Genomic DNA, 19,660 nt, shown 5'->3' on the forward strand with positions numbered 1-19,660 from the left:
ACCCTCCATTCGGCATGTTAAAAAAATAAAAGGTTTCTTCCTTCAACCTTATAAACCGGCTGCATACACTGATCCATTTCAGCATCCGTAAAAATAAAACGATGGGTTCTGTATAGATTCGTACTCTCTTTGAGCCCGACAGGAAGATATTCTTCATATCGATAGGTCATTTCATCCCAATCAAATTGTACGGCTCCTTCGGGGACCAGACTGTCAGCTGTTTCATTCTTCGGGAAGCGCTCCTCCCCGGATACGATACACATTCCGCTGATATCCGCCATATGGTCATTTTTCCCCAGATATGGCATATAAGTACATTTTCTCGCCATAATGCGCTCTGCAAGTTCCCGGCTTTCCTCATCCTTTATCTGAATATAGATAGTCCATTCGGGATTTTCCAGCCACTGTTCCTTTACAATCAGATTTCCCCCTGCTTCCTTGGAGGCATAACCTACGGAATTATTGAAAACCTGGATTTTTTTTTGGAAATATCCCTGTTTCTGTTCCGGTACAATTGAAACATTCAGATACTGCAGTTTTTCATAAAATTCCAGATAGTCTTTATCTTCCATTTGGTAGCCTTTATAGCCCATGATAGCTCCGAGCATCCCCAAAAGCGCTACTTTATGGATATTTCCATAGGTGAAATAGTAATACGTATTCACCTCCGGAACTTTAAAAAAAGCGTGTGATCCTTTCAGATTAAATTTTAATATTTCCATATACATTCTCCTGTAATGTCCTATAGAGCGTCCTGTCCTATTTCTTTCCGGGTGATAATATTATAGAAATTCGCATCTTTTATATCAGTATCCAGTACAGTTGTATAAGGATTAAAGTAAATTTCCACAGATTTAATCCGGTCTCTCACTTCATTCAATAACTCATCACAGAGCAAATGAATTATATTTTTATTTTCCTCTTTTTCAAAAGATACATATTCCGACAGGTTAGGAAGATATAAGTCCTCTTCCGTTTCCACAAATAAGGCGAACTCATTTTCACAGCCTACTTTTGCATTTGTAGCAAATGCAGTAGCGGCAACTAAAGAGGTATCCTTAAAGTTCTGATAATCTTCTTCTGTATATCCTTCCGTCACTCCAAGCTCCACAAATTCTTTATATGCCAGGGGATTAATAACAAAGGGATAAAAATAGTGAGCTTCATTACTTACAATTTTTGTTCCCAAAGTACTGTTCTTCGCTTCACCTTTCTCCTCTGTTGTCTTTGTGGCATCTCTGAATGGAGAAAGTATGGGCTGTTCCTGAGGATCCGTACCTTCATATTTATTAAATCCCTGCCCGATTTGTACCGCACCGGTTATTGAAATGTTACTGCCTGATTCAGCAAAGGTTGCACCGAAATTTTTAACGTCAACGGCCTGAAACAGGTTTTTAAGAATCTCTTTATTATCTTTGCTTTCTTCTTTGATACCAAAAACGTACTCATAACGTTCCTTCAGGCTTCTGGGTATAAGTACCGCCTCTCCTTTTTTGTCTGCTTTCAGGCATAAGGATTTAATATAAATTACAGGCTTCCCCTGATTTTCCCACATCTTTTTCATAGGATATTTTAATGCTTTATCACTTCCAAACGTAGTTCCATCTGAAGTTGTTTTAGGGTACCCTGAAAAATCCGCATTCCAGTTTGCCATGATAGAAGATATTCCAAGAATTCCGTATACTCTCTTATTCATTGCTTTTCCTCCTGTGCATCTGCATTAATAGCTTGTTCTGTATTCTTTTTTTCATAAATTAGCGATTGAGCCGTAAAGCCTGTTCCAATCCATTCACGATCAAGTCTAGTTCCTTTTTTCGGTACATAAGCCATAACCTGATTAAATAGCAATTCTGCACGACCTATACTTTTATGTGATATATCATAATTATACTTCAAATATAACTGAAAAAGTTTTTTTTGGGCTATCTTGTGATTTTTAGCTGTAAAGATAGGATTTGCCAACGAAGAAGTAATTTTATTGGCTTTGCTTCTGGAAATCAGAAATGAAACTACCTGCCCCAAAGCATAACTAAATTCTTCCTCTGAGCTGAATGTCCATTCCTCTTTTGATGCCATATGCTCTCTCAGCTGACTTCTTACATCCATAACCATATTTTCCCTCCTTTTACTTCCTTCCAGATAATCCAATAAAGCCCATCTTAAATTAAACTGTCTCTGTGCACGCAATATTCGATTTGAAGATATCGTATTAAAAATCAATTCTATGGATACTTTATCAATAACAGAACTTATTTGTTCCATTTTTCCTGTATAAAACCAGGAAATAAACCGGTTCCTTGTTTCCAGGATACATCTTTTCAATATATTATCTGTAATTGCAATATCCTTTGCTTCTGTATAGAAATTCGAAGATAATTTATTTTCAAAGAATTCCCTGTCAATAATATTTTTCAGTTCCCATAGCTGTCTGTAAGCAGTATTGTATTCCAAGCTGAATTTTTCTAATGTCTCATCCTGGATCTCAATAATATTTCTAAGCCAGAAAACTTTATCCAGTTTTTTCCTATAATTAGTCACCGTATCTGCCCAATGAATTTCCAGTTCCTTTCCTTTACGCAGCCGGTAATAAAAGCCGCTTTCCAAATCTTCCGGTTCTTCTGTATTGCTGTAACCTCTTATAGTCTGTGCCGTATAATCGATATACACATTGACTAATCCTTTTGATGCGAAGCCGCCTAAATAATCGAACATTTCTGCCAGAAGACAGGCCTTCTCTTTATCCACCAGATTAGGGACACTCACTTTTCTCCCCAGATTAGGCAGATATGGCTTCTTGGCGTTCATGCCCATATTATTATTAGGAAGTCCCAGAATAACGCCATTTTCTTCCACATTGTAATCATTGCTGTTATAGATGTTGGGAATCAGGTAACGTCTGCCTTCTTTATAATAAACTGACTTTGTTTTCTCTCTGTCGGGATATACAAAGAAAAGCTTTATGTACTCCTTTTTCTCAAGATCAATATCTTCCCAAACCTTTTCTTCTTTTACATATTCAGCGATTCTCTCCAGCAATTCCTCATCAATCTCGCCTGTTTCCTGTACAGTGGATTGATATAATGCCTTTGCCTGTGGCTTTTTATATTTTTCCAGCGGATTCTTTAACGCAGCATAATAGCCTTCCAGAATTTTTCCGGTGAGTTTATGATCCTTGATGGTTTCCTTCTTAACAAAAAGTGACAGGTAATTATTGGAATGGATAAGCTTTGATGAATCCATCGGCTTATTCATATCAATCAGTTTACTATAATAATCCAGATAACAGAAAAACGGATAATCGGAATCAGCCTTCCCTATAATCTCGCCGGTCTTTTTATCATAACGGATATAAAGTGTTTTTCCTGTCTGATATCCGTCGTCCGTCAGTTCTATCAATCGATAGGTACCGTCTTTCGGAACATATTCATCCAGTATCAGCCTGTCATTCTTTTCCCGCATTCTCTGAAAAACAGCTAGTCCTTCCTGCAGCACATTTTCACCTCCTATCAGATGTATTGATAATTCATGAATCCTGCCCCACGACCATTATTTTCTCCAAATCCTGTTCCTAGTGAAAAATATAAAAGTTCCTGGGCCATAGGATCATTCGATGCAATGAGGTTTATCTTATCTCCTAAAAGTGTTATATTTTTATAGGGGACTTTTACCGGAACTTTGTTTTTAAATTCAATTAGATTATAAAGCTGAAAATTTTCTTCGATTTTCGTATGATTAAATTGATTGTATTTTTTTATCAAATTTATCTTAATACGATCTTCGAATTCCGGGACACTCATATGCTCACGCCAATATCCTTTTTCCGTTTTAATTATTACAGGCGTAAGCGAGTATACTCTTTCCAGCTGCTTTTTAGGTATAATCCGCAGTTCACCTGTTAATCCTTCCATTTCCCCTGAAGTATGATGAATCAGCATCCTTGAAAAATATTCTGCTAATTCCTGTTTGACCGTCCGGATTCTTATTGCATAGATTTTACCCTGTTTATAAATGCCGTCTTTCTCACATGGATAAAATGAATCCATCGTATAATATTTGTATTCTCTTCTTTCATGCAGTTTCAGAAAATCCTCCTCTTTTCCTAATGCGCTGTCAAGAAAATAAGAAACAGCTTCGGATGCTTTCACGTATTCGAATGATTTCAGAAGACGGACACGCAGCTTGTACTCAAATACCAGCAATTTTACTACCTCCTTTCTTTTGTTTGAAATAATGTTATAAAATGAATTGTGATTTAATAATTGTATTATATATCCAATTTAAATACATTTCAATGCTAATTTTATAAATATATTATTTCCTTTATATATGTATTAACTACTATTTTAGACAACAAAAGTGTTGACAATACCATCATTATAATTTAGTCTGAAACTGTATTAGTAACACGATGTGTTTTGAAATATGCTTATTTTTTAAATTACTCTTTTAATATCAACATAATGATGTTTCGTAAAATTGGGGTATATTTATCCCTCTTTTTTGCTCAAATATACAGATAGCAAAATACTGTATAATTAAATCTTTAATTTTAAAATATATGATTTAATATATATTATAAAACGAGGCATAAGTGAATCTAAGGGGAATTCATAATATTGTATTAATTACTAACTAAACTATTTTGGGTTTTATGTTTGGCTAATGAAGATCCGTGTAATCTGATTTAATTGATTTCATAGTAATTAAGATATTTTGAAATCGACCAACAGTACCTGCTCCAGAACCCGGAGCTGTTCGTTTAATAGTAATATAAGATATTTTGAAATTTCCTCAGCAGCATTCTTTTTAGCTGCTGTCTTTCTTGTTTAATAGTAATATAAGATATTTTGAAATAATACTAATTCTGCTATACGTTCCACGTTCCCCTCCTGTTTAATAGTAATATAAGATATTGTGAAATAGTCTATTCCAGAGCAGATTAAGGGTATGGAGTTGTCGTTTAATAGTAATATAAGATATTTTGAAATAAAGGATCTTGCATTTCTGAGATAAGCATCGGCTTGTTTAATAGTAATATAAGATATTTTGAAATTTGATATGGTGCATAAGTCTACGTTCCCGTATGGGTTTAATAGTAATATAAGATATTTTGAAATGAAATTATTTAGGGCATGAAAAAAAATGACAAGCTTAATAACAATTAAAATTCTTATTTGTCCGCAAAAAATAGTACACATTTTAATCTACTAAAACATGTACTATTTCTATTCTTTTATATATCACATTTTCAATTATTAACTACAAATAATTCAACACAGCTTTTGAAATTTCCTCTCACCTAACCACCACAAAATAATCCCCATACCGCGTACCATCATGCCCAATCACTTTTTCCTCCGCTGCCGCAAACCCCAGTCTCTTCAGGCCCTTTATCCGCTCCGCCGCCCCCGGTACCGCCTTCGTTGCAATTTTACCACACCGAAACATCTCAAAAGCCGGTTCCAATATCAACGATACTATTCTTACTATCTCCTCTTCCCGCTCATAGTCACTTCTGATATCCAGCCGCAGCAGACCGCAGTCCGTAAAATAATCAGCCGCATCCCTGTGAAACAACTCTATCGTTCCGATAACGCATCCGCCCTGCTTATCCACTATAGACCATCGAACGAACCCTCTTTCTTCATAGGAAAGCCGCCACATACGGATTATTTCCTTCATACGCTCTTCCGTAGTCAGATAAAAGTCCTCCCCATTGCAGTTATCACTGTTGAAAAAAGGCACCGCATCCTTATCCGAATACACTTTCAGCAAATCCCGCCAGTCGCTTTCTGAAGTAAGCTTCATCAGATACTTATCATCTTCCAGCTGCGGACAGTCCGCATATACATCCCTATTCCAAAATACATTTTCCCTTTTCATGCTGTTTTCATTTCCCATTTTTTCACCTCATACATTCTCACATATAATTTGGTTTTCTGTTAACAGCATCATTATAAACACCCTACTATGACACCTATATGTCATAGTTCTCCAAAATCCCTGAAACTTTTCACCAGTTCAGGCTTATCATAATTCTTACAAGCTTTCCGCCCCATCCGCATACCACTGTTTCTGCAGCGAATACATCCTCCGGAATTCCCCATCTCTGTCCATCAGTTCCCGGAAGGTTCCCTGCTCCGCAATACGTCCCTTTTTCAGCACCACAATTCTGTCCGCAATCTTTACCGAGCCCAGCCGGTGCGTCACAATCACAGCCGTCTTTCCTCTGGATATATCCGCGAATTTCCGGAACATCATCGTTTCCTCGTAAGGATCGATGGCCGAAGTCGGTTCATCCAGTATGATAAGCTCATGTTCCCTGTAGTACCCTCTGGCAATGGCAACCCTCTGCCACTGGCCGCCGGAAAGGTCCGTTCCCCCGAATTCCTTTCCCAAAAGTGTCTCATACCCGTCCTTCAGTCCCCACGCATTCAGCTCGACACTGCTTTTTTCACACACCTCATCCAGCAGCGAAGCCGTGGGTTCTTTTTCACTGCGGCTTATGACAATATTATCCTTAAGAGAAAGGCTGTACTTCTGGAATTTCTGAAATACCACCGCGGTTTTCTCATAGATATTCCGTCTTTTAAGCTTTGCCAAATCCTGTCCGTCAACCTCCACACAGCCCTTATCAGGCATATATAAACCGGTGAGCAGCCTGACCAGCGTTGTTTTCCCGGAGCCGTTTTCTCCTACAACGGCAAGTGTTTCCCCTTTCTTTATTTCCAGTGAAATATCCGAAAGCGCTTCCGTCCGGGCCTCCGGGTAGGAAAAGCTCACCTTACTAAGCCTGATATTATGAAAGGCAAGCTGGGCTTCCTGTGTTCCATCTTGGCTTTCCATTTCCAGAAAGTCCATGAAATTATTCACTTTTCCCATTCCCTGCGCCATATGCCCCACATGGTAGCAAATCAATTCTTCCATGAAATCATAGAGTGTACTCAAAGAGTTAAATACGGCGATAAAGGCTCCCACCGGGATTTCTCCCCTCATCACGGCCTTTACAAGCATCACAAGAATCAGAAGGTAGCTGGCCAGCGTGATCAGTTTCATTACCAGCTCGAGTCCGTTGGATTTTAAGGTCGCCTTATATTTCAGGCTCAGCAGCTCCTTCTTCGTCTGCGCATATTTCCCGCGGAAGTAATGGAAGGCTCCCAGCATTCTGGTTTCCTTAAAATACTCCCTGCTGACCATACAGTTCTCATAATAGGTATTCTCCCGCCTGAGAGACGCCGATTCCTCCTCCAGCTTTCCGAAGGCTCTTGTCCGTACGATCTGTGTCAGTGCGGTGGGAATGAAAACCAGCACGACAGCGACGGCAAGCACCGGCTTTAAATGAAAGAGATACCATGCCATAAAAAGAAAATAAGGCAGGTAAAAGGTAAAAACCCCCTGCAAAGCGGAAACCAGTTCCACTGCATTGTTTTTTCCTTCCTCCGCTTTATTGAAGATATCCAGTTTATCGGGCTCCTCAAAATAGATCGGCTTCATCGCCGCCATCTTTTCATGGATAAAAAAGGACAGCCGGCCTTCCGCTTTTTTCTCCATCATTTCATTGAGATAATTTCCGGCGCCGTTAAATATGTGGCAAAGCACATATGCGATTCCCAGCAGGAAAAAGGCAGCCAGCACTCTTTTTAAAGAAGCTTTTCCTGTTGCAAACTCTGTTACTCCATCAAAAAAAATCTGCTGTCCCGCAGTAACAGCTCCCCAGGAAACACCGTGAAACACCGCCATAACCGTTGTCAGAAGGAATGCACCCGGAGCCGCTTTTATGACCAGGGGCGTCAGTTTCCATAATAATTTTACAGGGCCTCTTTTTTTCTTATTCATTGATACCAGCTCCTCTGTGCTTCAAACATTTCCGCATAAATTCCCTGCTTTGCCATTAGTTCTTCATGGCTTCCGGTTTCCGCCGCATTTCCGCCGTCCAGAACGACAATGGTATCCGCCAGTCTGGCAGCCCCCAGCCTGTGGGTGATAAATATGGTGGTCACATCCCGGCTGGCTTCCCCGAAAATCCGGTACACATTGCTTTCCGATACGGGATCCAGCGCTGCGGTGGGTTCATCCATGATGCGTATGGAGGCCCGCTGATACAGCGCTCTGCCTATGGCTATTTTCTGCCATTGACCGCCGGAAAGATCCACGCCGTTCTTTTTTATCTTCCCCAGGCAGGTATCCGTCCCATCAGGCAGTGCCTGTGCAATTTCCCCGATTTCATTAAATGAAAGAACCTGGGAAAATCTGGCTTCATCCGTTTCCGTCCTGTTCCCCAAACGTATGTTATCAGCAAATGAAATCTGGTATCTGGCGAAATCCTGGTAGACCACGGAAAACATATCCATCAGCTGGCGGCTGTCATATTCTCTGCTGTTTCTGCCGTTAATAAAAATGTCTCCTTCATACTCCCGGTACAGGCCGGTCAGAAGCTTGACAATCGTGGTCTTTCCAGCGCCGTTGATTCCAACAAACGCATAATGCCTTCCTTTTTCTATCCGGAGGGAAAAATGCTTCAGTATGCAGCTGTCGGTTCCGGGATAGCGGAAAGAAACATCCCGGAACTCCACCTCTTCCACCACATCCGGACCGGCGTTCTTTTCCTTCAGTGCGCCGTCATCCTCCGACAAGCCCACGAATTCCGTCAAATCATCCATGTATGCCTTGTTTTTCGCCATCTGCTCGGTAAGCCTGGCAAGCTGCCAGGACATCAGCTGGATCAGTTCAAGCGCGGCAGAAACCAGAGCTATGAACATCCCCGCCGTGAGCTTTCCCTGAGAAAGGGGATAAAGCAGAACAAGGATGATTATCAGGGATATCGCCACGGTAATCAGGCTGGAGCCTTTCATTTTAATATAATTCCGGAGCATTACGCTCATTGTAATTTTTCTTGCCGTTTCATACTTTTCCAGCCATTTTTTATTCAGCCAGTCCGAGTAACCGAAGAGTGTCCGTTCTTCCGCACTCTCCCTTTCCGTCAGAACCTTATGCAGGTACTCAGCCTCTCTTGTCTTTTTTTCCGCATTCCGGTATGCCTCATAATTTTCTTTTCCCGCCTTCAGGGAAACACGGAACAGCGGTATGGAGACAGCCAGTATGGCCAGCCCTATCCACCATACCTGCAGTGTAAGGATAATAAGCAAAGATAAAACCCGGATGAGCAGTTCTCCCATATCCAGCAGGCTATCAAAACCTCTCAGAAGCTTTTCCGTCGCCTCTTTGCAGGTGCGGTCAACCACATTCCAGGAATCGTCATTTTCAATATGCCAGTATTCCAGCTTCCCTCTTTTGTCAAGGAGTGCGGTTTCATAGGTTCCGGCAAGCCGTAATTCCGTTTTCAGGTTCAGGAAGGCGATCAATTGGCCGTTCAGATAGGTAAATGCCAGAATACAGGCAAGCAGAAGAAGCGGAACATAAACCTCGTTCCCACCTGCCTTTCCCTGTACCACCAGAGTCACACGATCAATAAAGGCGGCTATTGTCAGAACCTGCAAAGCCGGAAGCAGCGCGGACACCAGCTTTGTAAGCAGCTTCAGCAAGCAGCCAAAAGGATAAACAGAAAAAGGAATGTACAGATAATCCCTTAATCCGTATTTTTTATCCGTCAATATTTTTTCTTTAATATCAGTTTCCCTCATAAGTCATTCCTCAGCAAATAAGAGCTGCTATGTTTATCCGGATTTATTTTATCATATATCCGGGTTTCTATCTTCCTCAAATTTATTTATGAATAATTTTGCGGCATGTCAGGCCGATCTGCCCATTTATTGTATCGGCTGTATCAATTTAAATGTAAGTCCTGTAAACAACAGCTTGTATGTTTTTACCGCCCGAAATATAATAGGCATATTAACCGGCACATCCGCACCAACAGACGGAGGATCTGAAGATGATTGATATTTATTACGTGGAAGATGATGAAAATATAGCACGCATCGTGAAAGAATATCTGGAACAGCGCAGCTGCAGGGTCAGCGTTTTTCATACCATTGCAGCTGCCCAAAAGGCTTTCGAAGGCCATGTGCCTGCCGCCGCGCTTGTAGACTGGAATATGCCGGACGGACGGGGTGACTCGCTGTGCAGGTGGATCCGTTCCCGCTGGAAGGAGCTGCCGCTTATCTTCCTGACTGTCCGGGGAGATTCCCGCGATATCGTATCCGGTTTTGAGAACGGCGCGGATGATTATGTGGTGAAGCCGTTTGAACTGGAGGTTTTATATTCCCGCGTCCGCGCATTGCTCCGCAGGGCGGGGAATGTGCCCGAGCAGTACCTTTCCTGCGATTCCGTCAGGCTGGATCAGAACCGCATGATGGTTTTCTGCGGGGAAGAGGAAATCACGTTAAGCCAGTCGGAATATCAGCTTCTGCTGCTTTTAATCCGGAATAAAGGGAAAACTGTTACAAGGGAAAGGATATTGCAGCAGCTGTGGGACAGCAATGGCAGCTATGTGAATGACAATACGCTTACCGTTACCATGAAGCGACTGCGGGAAAAGCTGCATAATCCATCCTGTATTAAAACGATCAGAAGCTTCGGCTACCGTATGGAGGACACCTTATGAGCGGTCATAAAAATACCGGGATTCTTATATCATTCGTATTGGCAGTCGGCCTGCTTTCCGCTTCCTTCACAGCTGTACTTATGACGAGCCATTATAACCGTGCACAGTTTCAGCTGCTGAACGGCATCTGCCGGAGTATCATCGACGAACTGCCGGAAGCGGAAACGGTAATCCCTGCCATCCTGAAGGATTATAAGAACAAAACAGCTGTGCCTGAAGAAAAAAGCATACTGGCCGCCTACGGGTACCGGCAGTCCGACTTTTCAAAAGCCGCCCCCAACTATGGAATAATCTTTGCCGCTGCCGGATTTCTTTTCGGCGGAGGACTGTTTCTGGCCGCCTTCCGGCATATGCGTCGAAAAGAAATGCTGCGGATTAAGTCTTTGACGGATTATCTGGAAAATGTGAATACCGGGGGAAACGGCCTTCATTTACGGGAAGAGGAGGACGAATTTTCCAAGCTGCAGGATGAAATCTATAAAACGGTAACCTTCGCTTACCAGACAAGGGATGCCGCCCTCACAGCCAGGCAGAATTTCGCCGAAAATCTCGCCAACATCGCCCATCAGCTCAAAACCCCCATTACAGCTATCCACCTGTCCCTGCAGATGATGGACTGTCCTTCGGGAAAGGAAAATATCAGTCAGATACGCAGGCAGCTGGAGCGCCTGACACACCTGGAAGAAGCCCTGCTGCTGTTATCCCGGCTGGATGCAGGGACACTGCCCTTCGAAAAAAAAGAAGCGGATGTGTTTACCATCCTGACGCTTGCAGCTGACAACCTGCAGGAGGTTTTATCCCATGCGGGGGTCTCAGTGGATATCCCGGAAGGAAAACCTGCCCGGATAACCGCCGATATGGACTGGACCATGGAAGCGATCATGAATCTGCTGAAAAACTGTATGGAGCATACGCCTGCGGGAGGAGTTATCCACTGTTCGTATGAACAAAATCCCCTTTATACACAGATAATCATCCGGGATGAGGGCGAAGGCTTTGCAAAAGAGGATCTGCCCCACCTTTTCGAACGTTTTTTCCGCGGGCATAATGCCAAAGGCGGAGGTATCGGAATCGGCCTGTCCCTGGCAAAGGAAATTATAGAAAGCCAGAACGGGACTATTCATGCAAAGAATAATCCGGATTCCGGAGCCTGTTTTGAAATCCGTTTTTACAGTCACTGAGATGTCACTTTCCTTTGTTATAATAAATCATAGTCTCTCCGGTCTGCCGGCACAGGAAGGAGTCACAAACATAACAGGAAGGAAATAAGCAGATGGAAATATTAAAATGTGAAGGAGTCAGGAAGGTATATGGATCCGGCAATAACCAGGTTGTTGCCCTGGACAGGATTGACCTGACTGTAAATAAAGGCGAATTTGTTGCGATCATAGGGGCGTCCGGATCGGGGAAGTCCACGCTTCTGCATATTCTGGGCAGCGTGGATCAGCCCACGGAAGGAAAGGTTATCGTGGAGGGAACGGATATTTCCACGATGAACCGCACACAGGCGGCTATTTTCCGGCGCAGGAAGGTGGGGCTTGTCTATCAGTTTTATAATCTGATTCCCACCTTGACCGTCCGCAAGAATATCCTGATGCCTCTCTTACTCGACAAACGCAAGCCCAATCAGGAATATTTTCAGCAGGTGATACAGTCCCTTGGCATCACCGACAAGCTGGAAGCTCTTCCGAACCAGTTATCCGGAGGCCAGCAGCAGCGCGCGGCCATTGCCAGATCTTTGATTTACCGCCCTGCCCTTCTGCTGGCGGACGAGCCCACCGGCAACCTGGATCAGAAGAATTCCAGGGAAATCATTGATTTACTCAAATTATCCAACCGGAATCTGAAACAGACCATTTTGCTGATTACCCATGATGAAAAAATCGCTTTGGAAGCGGATCGCATTGTGACCATAGAGGATGGCCGCATTATCAGCGATGAGAAACGGGGGTGAGGCAGATGTGGAAGGATTATTCCAGGAGCTTTATCAAAAACAGCCGCGCTTCCAGTGTATCGATTATGGTGGCAGCCTTCATTGCCAGCCTGTTCCTGTCCTTTTTATGCTGTATGTTTTATAATTTCTGGGTATATGAGGTTGAGAAGATAATCATTGAGGAAGGCGGCTGGCAGGGCCGCATCACAGGTATCGCCCATGAAGAGGATATCCTCACAATACAGAATTTTGCCAACGTGGAAAAAGCCATAGTTAATGAAGAATTATCCACGGATCAGGAAACTGTGATTGATGTTTATTTCCGGAATGCCAGGACAATTTTTCAGGATATGCCTTTGATCGTCAGGCAGCTTGGACTGGAGGATGATGCGGCATCCTATCATCTGCTACTTTTATCCCGGTATCTGATCCACGATCCCCAGGATGAAACGCCTCCTCTTTTAATGACTTTTTATCTGGTGGTACTGTTGCTGCTTTCCCTGTCTCTGATTCTGGTCATCCATAATTCATTTGCGGTGTCCATGAATGCCAGGGTTCATCAGTTCGGCATTTTTTCCAGCATCGGAGCCACGCCGGGGCAGATCCGTACCTGCCTGATGCAGGAGGCTGCCGTACTATGCGCAGCGCCGGTTATAGTTGGCATTTTACTGGGAATCGCCCTCAGCTATGTAACAAAGCAGGGGATCGAAATCATCGGAGCGGACATGCCGGGACGGTATAACATCAATTTCAGTTATCATCCTGCCATTTTTGCGGTTACCCTCCTTGTCTCCTTCCTGACCGTCCTGTTTTCCGCATGGATCCCGGCACGGAAGCTGAGCCGGATGACACCTCTGGATGCCATCCGGGGAACCGGCGGACTGAAGCTGAAAAAGAAAAAACATTCCCCTGTCCTTTCCCTGTTATTCGGAACGGAAGGAGAACTGGCGGGAAATGCCCTGAAGGCACAAAAAAAGACACTGCGTACTTCTACGCTGTCCCTCACCCTCTCTTTCTTTGGTTTCACCATGATGCTGTGCTTTTTTGCCCTGACCGATCTCAGTACTAAATATACGTACTTTGAAAAATATCAGGATGTGTGGGATATCATGGCAACGCTCAAGAACACAAAAATAGAGGAATTCGGGCTGACACAGGCACTGGAGGAAACAGAAGGGGTTAACGATCTCGTCATATACCAGAAGGCGGAGGCCCTTATACCTGTTCCTGAGGAAGCGATAAGCCCGGAACTGGCTTCTCTGGGCGGCCCTCAGGCAGTTGCCGGTTCTTCCATTTCCTCAGCAGAAGGTTCCTGGCTGGTGAAAGCGCCCATTGTCATAATGAATGATGATGCATTTATGAGATACTGCGAACAGCTCGGAATAACTCCTCGCCTGGACGGAACGATAATGCTGAACCAGTTCTGGGACAGCTTAAACAGTAATTTCCGTCATCGGAAAATGATCCCCTTTATAAAGGAAAACCTGGATTCAGCAGTCCTGCGGAATAAGGACGGCAGCTCTGAAACGGCTGACATTCCCATACTCGGATATACCGGGGAAGCACCTGGATTGAGAGAAGAATATGATGATTATACCCTGGTACAGTTTATCCCGCTGTCATTATGGGAAAAAATAAAGGAACAGACAGGGGAGCCGCAGAAGGATACCTATATCCGGATACTGGCAGAGAAAGGAGCTGCCCTTGACGAACTGAATGCGCTGGAGGATCGTATTTTGCAGCTGGTCAGCGTCTCCTATGAAGCGGAAAGTGAGAACCGAGTGGAAGAAAAGATTACCAATGACAGAATCCTCAGCAGTTACAAGCTGATTATTGGCTCTTTCTGTACCTTACTGGCTGTCATTGGAATTGCCAACGTGTTTTCGTATACGCTTGGTTTCCTTCGCCAGAGGAAACGGGAACTGGCTCAATATATGTCTGTGGGACTTACGCCTGCAGGCATACGGAAATTATTTTGTATCGAAGCGCTGGTTATCGCCGGGCGGCCGGTTCTTATCACGCTTCCTCTGACTGTGTTCTTTATCATATTTACCACGAAGGCCAGCTTTCTGGAACCGCTGGAGGTTCTTCCGGAAATTCCGGTATCGATAATTGCTGCATTCAGTCTGGCTATCTTTGCCTTTGTCGGCCTGGCATATTATATTGGCGGGAAAAAAGTGCTTGGATGCAGTCTGGCTGATTCTCTGCGGGATGACAGTATGGCGTAGCTATGGCTGATATGGGAAAAATATTGTTTAAGTATTACTGTTACACCTACGGGAGCCCGGAGTCAAGTAGGCAAGAGAACCTTCGGTTCTCTGCTGGCGTGCCCGTTTGGCTCGTTGTCCGCGGAAGAAATCTCCGGGCTCCCGACTCTTTTATCTTTTATATCTCTCCACTTTTTTCATCAATGCCCTTCCCTCTTCTTCCGTCCGGGCATTTATCGTATACATCACGCCCTCCGGCTTAAGATTCTCAAGCATAATATCCAGTTCCTCCGGAACCACATCTATCTGAATCATTTTACCTGCATCCTGGATTTTTTTAAGTACCGGAATCCAATGAGAGGCTGTGGGCTGTCCGGCTCCATAAACCCATTGGATCCCTTTAAGCTTATCGATCGCAAGCAGCCGATCCAGATGCTTCAGGGCATCCGGCCCGTCCAGATGGTAGATGCTGGCATCCAGAAAATCAAGCTCTTCAAGAAGCTCTCCCACCACAAGCTCTTCATACATCTGTGTGGATATCATACAGGAAAAATCACAGCAGGTAGGATACCATCTGCCCGGATGCCAAATACCCATCCAGCAGGTGCTTCCTTCCTGGTATTTGGTCGTCATCGTATACAGCTCTTCATAAATCTCCCGAAAACCGGGAAAGAGATCCATGGCTCCCTTCTGAATAAATTCCGGCTGATCCAGAGTGTCCATGCACAGCTCCTGAGGCCCTCTCATGGACACCAGTCCATCCAGACCGGGATGGATATCGGTAACCCCCACAAGATATTTTCCTTTTCCATCCTCCACTGCTGCCTGGGTAATTTCAAGCATTTTTTTATAATATTCATTTTGTCTGCAGAGCATAAAGCCCTGATATTCTTCCACATCCTCATCCGTCAGGAAAGGGACGGACCAGCTTGTATCCTCTCCGAATTCCAGCTTCGTTCCGAAACAGGCCGCGAAATAGTCCGGCCCAAGATTAGGATTAAGCGAGGGAAAAGCTTCTCCTCCATAATATGTATTACGCATCTCCCAATTGCTGCTTTTCAATACGTATTCCGTGTCCATCCATCTTTCTTTCAGAGAAGAATGACGGCTTTCCGGCTTTTTCTCCTGTCTGTCCTTCGGCGCCCGGATGCTTACAAGAGGCCTGTCGTGATTCTCCATAGCCCAATACTCCAGGAATTTTTTTCTGATTTGCTCCCAATTTTCACAATATTCCATATCTGCTCCTGTCCGCGTGCCGTGCACGCTTTCCAATTTTAACAGCTGTGATAATATCTCCTTGCGTATGATCTGCTGTTATTCTCTTATTTTTTTCCTGCCATCTGATATTCGGAGGGCGTACATCCGCAGAACAGCTTAAACCGTTTGCTGAAATAATAGGGATCAGAAAATCCGGTGAGCTCGGCTGCTTCCGCACATCGTATCCCTTCCTCACGCAGAAGCTCCCTCGCCTTTTCGATACGGATTTCCTCCAGTCTCTGCATGATTGTTTTGCCTGTCTGTGTCTTATAAACCCGGCGGATATAACTGTTTTCGAAAAATAAATTTTCCGCGATAACATTGACGGAAAGGGTTCCTTCCTGGTAATGCTCCTGCAGATACTGTTCTATTTTATTGACCAGAATCTCCTTCTTACTTCCCACCGGCACATAAGTACAGTCCGAAAGCATTTCATATACATAATTTTTAATAATTTCCTTTACCTGCCCCACGGTAAAGCAGTCCTTTAAATCGGTTATAATACTGTCCTGCATCTGCATATAATCGGAAATGGGATTTTCATTTGTCTGTCGGAAATAGGAATGAATACCTATCATGAGGGAATAGTATACATTTATGATATATTGAAAAGAAAACATCTGGTTTTCCGACAGACCGAACATTCTCTCCATGATATCATCCACCTTGGGATAATCTCTCAACTCAAAATATTTAATCAACAGATTGATATCCTGGGTACTGTAAAAGGAAACATCTGTATTAAGGGATTTTAAGTCCTCATAGCAGGCCACTCTGCGATGTACCTTGGTGCTGTTTTCATAGACAAGCCTGGCCTGCCTGTAGGTTTCCTGAAGATGATCCAATCCTTCCTCCACACAGCTTAAAGCGGCTGAATCCAGTATTGCAGCATTCTCATCTTCCAGCAGGCTTTCATATGCCTTCCTTATCCGTTCCATGACCCCATCTTTGTTATCCGTCACATGAGCAATGGTGACACAGCTGCCGTCATTTTTAAGGCAATAGCTGCCAATTCCCGCCCTTCCCAGGTAGAACTCCAACAGTTCCCGGATCACGGCAATATCATAATCACCACACCCCTTCTGGATTCGCAGAATAGATACCATATAATGGCTCCCTTTGCCCGGAAGCCCTTCCTTCCATATCAAAAGCTCCGGCTGAGCCTCCACTGCATCCCGCAGCAGCATTTCCTGCCTGAGATGTTTGTTTTTCCGAGATTCCTCAATATCCTTGATGCATTTTCCCAAAGCTTCCTTCAGTTCTTCCTTATCAAAAGGCTTAAGCAGGTAATCGAACACATTCAGCTTAATTGCCTGATGTGCAAAAGAAAATTCATCATAGGCAGTCATGATAATCACCCTTGTTTCCGCATCACTGCCCTTAATGGCTTCACAAGCCTCCAAACCATTCATCCTGGACATATTGATATCCATGAAAACAATATCAGGATGCTTTTCCCGGATAAGGACAAGCGCCTCCTCCCCGTCTTTGGCAAAGCCGCATATCCCGCACTGCAGTTCCTCCCAGTCTATGATCCGGGACAGATACTGCAGGTATATATTTTCATCATCCACAAGAAGAACCTTATACTTCATGGCCACCTCTTTTCAGATTTATGCACAAGGCAATGCTGGTTCCAATAGGGGTATCATCCAACTGGATACAAGTCCCCTGTCCATAATACATCTTGAGTCTTTCAGATACATTTTTCAGACCAAAGCTTTCCATGGAATGCATTTTATCCGCAGAAGAAATAGCATCCATATCTGCTCCCTTCTGTTCTCCCGACAAAATACGCCTGAAGGTTTCCCGGCTCATGCCAATCCCATCATCAACCACATAAATATAAGCCCAGTCATCCACCAGTTCTCCCGTGACCAGAATATGTCCCCTTCCATTTTTAGGCTTAATGCCGTGATAAATAGCATTTTCTACCAGCGGCTGCAGCGTCAGCTTCGGTATCTTAAAAGCCCGCAGCTCCTCCGGCATTTCTATGGAATAGCTGAGACTGTCATTATAGCGCACCGACTGGATTTCCAGATATTTCTGCAGAGCCTCCAGCTCCTGATCCATCCATATCCAGTCCAGCCCCTTATTCAGCACCAGCCTGTAATAATCCGCCAGTAATTTGATCATACGGCTGGCATCCTTATAACAATCCATACTGTTCAGGCAGAAAATAGTATCCAGTGTATTATACAGAAAATGAGGTTTAATCTGAGCCTGCAGAAGCGCCAGCTCCAACCGCCTTTTTTCCCTTTTTTCATTGGTAACATTTTCAAACAGCTCCCGGTTCATCCGAACCATCTGGTTGAAGCTGGATATCAGGATTCCTTCTTCATTTTCCACATCCGTATCCGGCAGATTTTCCGGAAGGGAGTGAGTAAATTTGCGCATGTGCTCCGACAATTGGGAAATAGGCCGGGCGATGCGGCGCGCAATAACCGTACTCAATGCGTTAAAGACACACAGCAGCAGAAGACTGACTATGATAATGACTATTGTCATATTATTTACTGCCGATAAAGAAGCTTTTACATCCAAAACTGTAGTCAGCCTCCAGGTATCGTTTACCTGATAGCTCCCTACCCGGAATCCTGACATTCCCTTTTTCTCTTCCGCATGGCCGAGAACCTCTTTCGAATAGGCAAACTGGGCGTCATAATCCGGAGCCGCACGCAGTGCCTCCATAGCCTCCCTGTCATCACTGGACAGAAGCATGCCATTCTGGTCAGTCAGGTATATATCCACCTCCGGAGCTCCATCCTTATATTGATAGGTCTCATAAAGCCTCTGTTCATCCAGTTCCAAAATGATATAACCCACATCCGAATTACTTTCCACATCCCTTAATACCTTTACATAATGCAGGTTAAAACCGGAAAATGCCGATTCTATCTTGAGAGAGTAATACCATTGCCCTGTGGTGGTGATTCCCATTTTTCCAAACTGCTTCACCAGTTCCAGATTTCCGTCCGAACTCCGGTAAGAACGATTTCGTTCCTTTTCATACATATCGCCGTTATTATACAGAACTGCAATATGTCCTACATCCGGATACAATAAAAAACTGTTTTCAATAATATTCAGAATCTTCTTTTTCGTCGTTGTATTATACAGATTAGGATAAAAAAGAGGCGATCCGTTCAATTCCAGCGTATTATTCAGGTTTACTATAATACTGTTGCAGCAGCTTCCGGTATTGGAAGCCAGGCCGGCCATCTGCTGCACAATGAGATTATCCTCATAGCTCCTTCCCTGCATGAGTTTTTCATACATCTGACTGCTGTAAATTCCCCGCAGCACAAAAATAATACAGATGACCAGAACGGTAAAAAACAAAGTAAAAGAATAACTGATCCTCTGCTGAATCGACAGATTTTTTAACCTCTTTTTCATGCGTACCCCCACTCATATCTTCCCTTTATTATAGTGGAACCTTGCGGCGGTTACAATCCATCTGTCAATTCTTGTATGCAGATAAAATTCTGAGTGAGCACCGCCGTGTCCCCTGCCCCTGCCGTGCGCGCTGCGGCCCTGCAAGGATTCCTGTAAGGGGCGTTATAAGCACGCCGGTCCTTAGGCTGCGTACTTGGAATGCTTTGCTTCCATTTGCAGCCTTAGTACCGTTGCGTGATTATCCGAGCGGAAGCGTCCCCTGTAAGGAACCTTGCAGGGCCACAGCACGCACGGCAAGGG

The 19,660-nt window shown here is 43.9% G+C and carries 14 protein-coding genes and 1 CRISPR repeat array; of the genes, 4 read left to right on the forward strand and 10 right to left on the reverse strand.

Annotation, left to right across the window (positions count from 1 at the left end; all coding sequences use genetic code 11):
* Window positions 1–17 precede the first annotated feature (17 nt).
* The 7 genes from cas5b to BLA28_RS19095 form a co-directional block, all read right to left on the reverse strand.
* Window positions 18–722, reverse strand: coding sequence for a type I-B CRISPR-associated protein Cas5b (gene cas5b / locus BLA28_RS19065; protein ID WP_069157944.1), 705 nt, complete (start codon window positions 720–722; stop codon window positions 18–20).
* A gap of 20 nt (window positions 723–742) precedes the next feature.
* Window positions 743–1,696, reverse strand: coding sequence for a type I CRISPR-associated protein Cas7 (locus BLA28_RS19070; protein ID WP_069157613.1), 954 nt, complete (start codon window positions 1,694–1,696; stop codon window positions 743–745).
* Complete coding sequence (locus tag BLA28_RS19075) at window positions 1,693–3,492, reverse strand: hypothetical protein (RefSeq protein ID WP_069157614.1); 1,800 nt, start codon at window positions 3,490–3,492, stop codon at window positions 1,693–1,695. Before BLA28_RS19075 ends, BLA28_RS19070 begins: the two co-directional genes overlap by 4 nt.
* A 14-nt stretch (window positions 3,493–3,506) precedes the next feature.
* A complete protein-coding gene (gene cas6, locus BLA28_RS19080) occupies window positions 3,507–4,199 on the reverse strand; it encodes a CRISPR-associated endoribonuclease Cas6 (RefSeq protein WP_044968167.1) in 693 nt (230 codons plus the stop codon).
* A 558-nt stretch (window positions 4,200–4,757) separates the two neighbouring features.
* A CRISPR array of direct repeats spans window positions 4,758–5,117; the repeat unit is 30 nt; unit sequence GTTTAATAGTAATATAAGATATTTTGAAAT.
* 178 nt (window positions 5,118–5,295) lie between these two features.
* A complete protein-coding gene (locus tag BLA28_RS19085) occupies window positions 5,296–5,901 on the reverse strand; it encodes a GNAT family N-acetyltransferase (RefSeq protein ID WP_081330020.1) in 606 nt (201 codons plus the stop codon).
* A gap of 138 nt (window positions 5,902–6,039) precedes the next feature.
* Window positions 6,040–7,836, reverse strand: coding sequence for an ABC transporter ATP-binding protein (locus BLA28_RS19090; protein WP_069157615.1), 1,797 nt, complete (start codon window positions 7,834–7,836; stop codon window positions 6,040–6,042).
* Window positions 7,833–9,641, reverse strand: coding sequence for an ABC transporter ATP-binding protein (locus BLA28_RS19095; protein WP_242880599.1), 1,809 nt, complete (start codon window positions 9,639–9,641; stop codon window positions 7,833–7,835). The genes BLA28_RS19090 and BLA28_RS19095 overlap by 4 nt, the downstream gene beginning before the upstream one ends.
* A gap of 251 nt (window positions 9,642–9,892) precedes the next feature.
* On the opposite strand from BLA28_RS19095, the gene BLA28_RS19100 reads away from it, so the two are divergent.
* The 4 genes from BLA28_RS19100 to BLA28_RS19115 all read left to right on the forward strand — a co-directional run bounded on the left by BLA28_RS19100 (window position 9,893) and on the right by BLA28_RS19115 (window position 14,725).
* A complete protein-coding gene (locus tag BLA28_RS19100) occupies window positions 9,893–10,564 on the forward strand; it encodes a response regulator transcription factor (RefSeq protein WP_069157616.1) in 672 nt (223 codons plus the stop codon).
* Window positions 10,561–11,745: a sensor histidine kinase gene (locus BLA28_RS19105; protein WP_069157617.1), complete on the forward strand. Its 1,185-nt coding sequence runs from the start codon at window positions 10,561–10,563 to the stop codon at window positions 11,743–11,745. Before BLA28_RS19100 ends, BLA28_RS19105 begins: the two co-directional genes overlap by 4 nt.
* 92 nt (window positions 11,746–11,837) lie before the next feature.
* Window positions 11,838–12,518, forward strand: coding sequence for an ABC transporter ATP-binding protein (locus BLA28_RS19110; RefSeq protein ID WP_044968173.1), 681 nt, complete (start codon window positions 11,838–11,840; stop codon window positions 12,516–12,518).
* Between the two features lie 5 nt (window positions 12,519–12,523).
* Window positions 12,524–14,725: an ABC transporter permease gene (locus tag BLA28_RS19115; RefSeq protein ID WP_069157618.1), complete on the forward strand. Its 2,202-nt coding sequence runs from the start codon at window positions 12,524–12,526 to the stop codon at window positions 14,723–14,725.
* Window positions 14,726–14,875: 150 nt separating this feature from the next.
* On the opposite strand, the gene BLA28_RS19120 is transcribed toward BLA28_RS19115, so the two are convergent.
* The 3 genes from BLA28_RS19120 to BLA28_RS19130 form a co-directional block, all read right to left on the reverse strand.
* Window positions 14,876–15,940 (reverse strand): trimethylamine corrinoid protein 2, encoded by a 1,065-nt coding sequence (locus BLA28_RS19120; protein WP_069157619.1) that lies wholly within the window; start codon window positions 15,938–15,940, stop codon window positions 14,876–14,878.
* Window positions 15,941–16,026: 86 nt separating this feature from the next.
* The gene (locus BLA28_RS19125) at window positions 16,027–17,556 is read right to left on the reverse strand and encodes a response regulator (RefSeq protein WP_069157620.1); all 1,530 of its coding nucleotides are present in this window, start codon (window positions 17,554–17,556) and stop codon (window positions 16,027–16,029) included.
* Complete coding sequence (locus tag BLA28_RS19130; RefSeq protein WP_069157621.1) at window positions 17,546–19,360, reverse strand: sensor histidine kinase; 1,815 nt, start codon at window positions 19,358–19,360, stop codon at window positions 17,546–17,548. Before BLA28_RS19130 ends, BLA28_RS19125 begins: the two co-directional genes overlap by 11 nt.
* Window positions 19,361–19,660: the final 300 nt, after the last annotated feature.

Source organism: Eisenbergiella tayi, assembly GCF_001881565.1.
In the GTDB taxonomy this organism is placed as follows: domain Bacteria; phylum Bacillota; class Clostridia; order Lachnospirales; family Lachnospiraceae; genus Eisenbergiella; species Eisenbergiella tayi.

Excerpts from the sequence above, each read along its gene's own strand:
- BLA28_RS19100 (WP_069157616.1), top strand. The coding sequence starts at position 9,893 with ATGATTGATATTTATTACGTGGAAGATGATGAAAATATAGCACGCATC.
- BLA28_RS19130 (WP_069157621.1), bottom strand. The coding sequence starts at position 19,360 with ATGAAAAAGAGGTTAAAAAATCTGTCGATTCAGCAGAGGATCAGTTAT.
- BLA28_RS19125 (WP_069157620.1), bottom strand. The coding sequence starts at position 17,556 with ATGAAGTATAAGGTTCTTCTTGTGGATGATGAAAATATATACCTGCAG.
- BLA28_RS19095 (WP_242880599.1), bottom strand. The coding sequence starts at position 9,641 with ATGAGGGAAACTGATATTAAAGAAAAAATATTGACGGATAAAAAATAC.
- cas5b (WP_069157944.1), bottom strand. The coding sequence starts at position 722 with ATGGAAATATTAAAATTTAATCTGAAAGGATCACACGCTTTTTTTAAA.
- BLA28_RS19070 (WP_069157613.1), bottom strand. The coding sequence starts at position 1,696 with ATGAATAAGAGAGTATACGGAATTCTTGGAATATCTTCTATCATGGCA.
- BLA28_RS19105 (WP_069157617.1), top strand. The coding sequence starts at position 10,561 with ATGAGCGGTCATAAAAATACCGGGATTCTTATATCATTCGTATTGGCA.
- BLA28_RS19115 (WP_069157618.1), top strand. The coding sequence starts at position 12,524 with ATGTGGAAGGATTATTCCAGGAGCTTTATCAAAAACAGCCGCGCTTCC.
- BLA28_RS19120 (WP_069157619.1), bottom strand. The coding sequence starts at position 15,940 with ATGGAATATTGTGAAAATTGGGAGCAAATCAGAAAAAAATTCCTGGAG.
- BLA28_RS19090 (WP_069157615.1), bottom strand. The coding sequence starts at position 7,836 with ATGAATAAGAAAAAAAGAGGCCCTGTAAAATTATTATGGAAACTGACG.
- BLA28_RS19085 (WP_081330020.1), bottom strand. The coding sequence starts at position 5,901 with ATGGGAAATGAAAACAGCATGAAAAGGGAAAATGTATTTTGGAATAGG.
- BLA28_RS19110 (WP_044968173.1), top strand. The coding sequence starts at position 11,838 with ATGGAAATATTAAAATGTGAAGGAGTCAGGAAGGTATATGGATCCGGC.